Origin of the sequence: Vibrio sp. V03_P4A6T147 (assembly GCF_002241085.1) — a bacterium.
GTDB lineage: Bacteria > Pseudomonadota > Gammaproteobacteria > Enterobacterales > Vibrionaceae > Vibrio > Vibrio anguillarum.
Window position 1 is genome coordinate 1 of record NZ_NDIO01000309.1, and the last position, 3542, is coordinate 3542.

Sequence of the window (3542 nt, forward strand, 5' to 3'; positions counted from 1 at the left end):
CAACAGAAGAGTACGCCAGAGCTTACGGCTCAACAGCAGTTTCAAAATAATGAAGCCTTCATTCCAATGCCGATCAGCAATGAAGAGAGTGCTGCGGAAAAAGAGTTGGAGCAAATCATTCGTCCATCACAAGGTCGGAAATGGCGAGCTGCGGCATTAGTTATAAGCTTTGCAGGTTTAATCGGTTGGCAAGCTATCGATTCAGTTATCACGGCGATTCAATCAGCGGACTGGTTAGCATTAGGCTGGGCGGGATTTATTGCTGGTTTGGCATCGTTAGGCTTAAGTACCTTAATCAAAGAGCTGTGGAAGTTACGAGCACTTCGCCATCATTTTAGTATTCAAGAGCAAAGCGAACAGCTTATGCAAACCGACAGTGTTGGTCATGGGCTCGCGTTCTGCCAAGCTCTAGCTAAACAAAGTGGCATAAAAACCGAAAGCCCAGCCTATGATCGTTGGTTAAACAGCGTTAATGCTTCACACAGTGATGCTGAAATACTCGATATGTACGATGCTATGGTGGTGAGTGAACAAGATAAACAAGCAACCAAAATCGTCTCACAATATTCAACAGAAGCGGCAGCACTAGTGGCAATTAGCCCTTTAGCCATCGCAGATATGTTGTTAGTGGCATGGCGTAATTTCACTATGATTGATCAACTGGCAAAATTGTATGGAGTGCCATTGGGTTACTGGTCTCGTCTCTCTTTATTTAAGTCAGTATTGGTTAATATGGCAGCGGCAGGTGCCAGCGAACTCGCCATCGACGCCAGCATGGATCTCCTTTCTATGGATTTAGCCGGAAAAGTATCCGCGCGGGCAGGGCAAGGTTTAGGAGTGGGAATATTGACCGCTCGTCTTGGTTTGAAAGCCATGGCACTGCTCAGGCCGATGACATGGCAGCCAGACAGAAAAGTAAAATTAGGGGCGATTCGCAAACAGATCGTCGCAAGAATCGCCGCGCTTACGGTGAAATAAGCAACATTTATCAAATAATATGCCCGAATGTGAACCTCAAAACATGAGATAACTTGACGCCATACAAGGCTTGATAGAAACTACTGTCAACTTTTCCTGACACTTTTATTAGGATTTTTAAGTGCGTCTTGAAGTCTCTTGTGAAGATAGACTCGGCTTAACCCGAGAACTGCTCGATATTCTTGCATCGAGAAACATTGATTTGCGTGGGATTGAAATCGATGTCATCGGCATTATTTACCTCAACTGCCCTGACATTGATTTTGAAACATTCAGTGAATTGATGGCTGAAATTCGCCGAATTTCTGGCGTAAAAGATGTTCGGAAAATTCAATTCATGCCCATGGAGCGGCATAACACCGAGTTAATTTCATTACTCAACAACGTGCCTGATGCGGTGCTGGCGATTGATCTGAAAGGGTTTGTTGATATGGCAAACTATTCAGCGTTATCGCTGTTTAACAAAACAGAGAAAGAGGTGATAGGGCAGCCCATTTCTGCATTATTACCTTTCTTTAACCTATCACGCTGGCTTGAAGGCAACAAAGCACGACAACGTGAGGAGATCGTACACGATGGTCTCGATTATCTGATGGAGATGATGCCTGTTTATATTACGGGTGAGTCGAAAGAATCCACCTTGGCGAGTACCATGATGATGATTCGTTCTAAAAGCCCTAGCGGCGTCGTCGATGATGCTTTGCCTTTACACAATAACCTTGGTTTTGAACATTTTGTCGGAGTGTCTAACCGCCATAAAGCGCTCATTAGCCAAGCTAAGAAGCTGTCAATGCTTGATCAACCTTTGCTTATAGAAGGCGAAACCGGAACGGGTAAAGAGATGTTGGCCAAGGCTTGCCATAATCGCTCTCACCGTGCCTCCTTTCCTTTCTTAGTTCTGAGTTGTGCTTCAATGCCGGATGATGTCGCGGAAACGGAGTTGTTTGGTCATGCGCCAGGGTCATTTAATCATCAACAAGGCCATAAAGGTATTTTTGAACAGGCGAATGGCGGCACAGTTTTTCTCGATGAAATCGGGGAGATGAGCCCTCATTTACAAATTAAACTACTGCGCTTCTTGCAAGATGGTACATTCCGCCGCGTTGGTGAGGAGCATGAAGTTCATGTTAATGTTCGTGTGATTGCCTCGACGCGTCACAAGTTGGCAGATTTAGCCGAATCAGGCGCATTTCGTGAAGATCTTTTTTATCGTCTGAATGTGTTAACTCTCCGTATTCCTACTTTGCGTGAGCGGTCTAACGACATTCAGCCATTGCTTGAACTGTTCGTGGCGAAACACATTAAGAAAATGGGTATGGCCAAACCACTACTAGCGGAAGATTTGGCGGATCAGCTCTCTCATTACCAATGGCCAGGCAACGTACGACAGTTGGACAACATGGTGCTCAGGGCGCTAACGGAGATGTCTGATAATCAGTTAACAGTGGATCTCTTCCATCTGCCGCAGCTTGAAACCGTTCATACTGGCAATACCCATGTCAATCTTGATGGCTCATTAGATGACATTATGAAAGAGTATGAATCTCAAATTTTGGAACGTTTATATCAGTCTTTCCCTTCAAGCCGTAAGTTGGCTAAGCGTTTAAACGTATCACACACCTCTATCGCCAATAAGCTACGCGACTACGGAATTAGGAAAAATTGATGCAGTCATGCAGCACCTTGTCCCAAGTGTATGAAGTGGACAATGATATTTTAGTGCGAACCGCAAAACTTGAAGATGCGGAGATGATCGCCGCCTATTTTACGAGTAATCGTGAACATTTACGGCCTTGGGAACCTAAGCGAGAAGCGGCGTTTTTTGAGGCTTACGGGTGGGCACAGCGGCTGATTAAACTTGGTGAGCTGCATAAAATGCAATTAGGCTATTATTTGCTCATCATCGATATTAACAGTGGTGACATGCTTGGCACCATTTCGTTTAGTAACCTCTCACGCTTTCCATTTTATGCTTGTAATCTCGGCTATTCGTTAGCGAAGAATGCACAAGGTAAAGGCATCATGGGCCGTGCATTAAAAATGGCGTGCCACTACATGTTTAAGGTACAAAACCTACACCGTATCATGGCTGGTTATATGCCAATCAACAAACGCAGTGAAGCGGTGTTGATGAAAATGGGCTTTCAGGCCGAAGGTCACGCTAAAAATTATTTGCTCATTGATGGCCAATGGGAAGATCACAACCTAACAGCATTGGTTAATGCTGATTGGCGCCCAAGCTAATGGGTTATCGTTTTAAAAGTAAAGCGGCTATATTCACAAGTCAGCTAAAACATTAAGGAAATTCAATGTCGTATTTGCCTTTGGATCAATACCAAAGAAAATGGATTTTCACTCACCAATCAATGCCAGTTCCTGAGCAAGATCTGGTGCATATTAAACCCATGTCTCAAGCCAGAGCGGCTCAGTTTTGGCTGGAAAATATCAGTGCTCAAAGCCCAGATTCAGAGAGGTTAAGTTCTCAAGATTGGCCTCGTAAAGCAGGCAGTTGGATCAATGAAATCAGTTGGATGAAAGAATGGGAAAGTGACGATGAATCATTA

The 3542-nt window shown here is 44.4% G+C and carries 4 protein-coding genes; all 4 read left to right on the forward strand.

Annotated features, from left to right (window positions below; translation table 11 throughout):
- On the forward strand, nucleotides 1-978 hold a 978-nt coding region (locus B9J84_RS12025), incomplete at its 5' end, for a YcjF family protein (protein WP_094124224.1).
- Nucleotides 979-1099: 121 nt separating this feature from the next.
- The gene (gene tyrR / locus B9J84_RS12030; RefSeq protein ID WP_017047584.1) at nucleotides 1100-2644 is read left to right on the forward strand and encodes a transcriptional regulator TyrR; all 1545 of its coding nucleotides are present in this window, start codon (nucleotides 1100-1102) and stop codon (nucleotides 2642-2644) included.
- On the forward strand, nucleotides 2641-3222 hold the full coding sequence (gene rimJ / locus B9J84_RS12035; protein ID WP_094124225.1) for a ribosomal protein S5-alanine N-acetyltransferase: 582 nt from the start codon (nucleotides 2641-2643) through the stop codon (nucleotides 3220-3222). Before tyrR ends, rimJ begins: the two co-directional genes overlap by 4 nt.
- Before the next feature lie 65 nt (nucleotides 3223-3287).
- On the forward strand, nucleotides 3288-3542 hold a 255-nt coding region (locus tag B9J84_RS12040), incomplete at its 3' end, for a DUF2947 family protein (protein ID WP_143698863.1).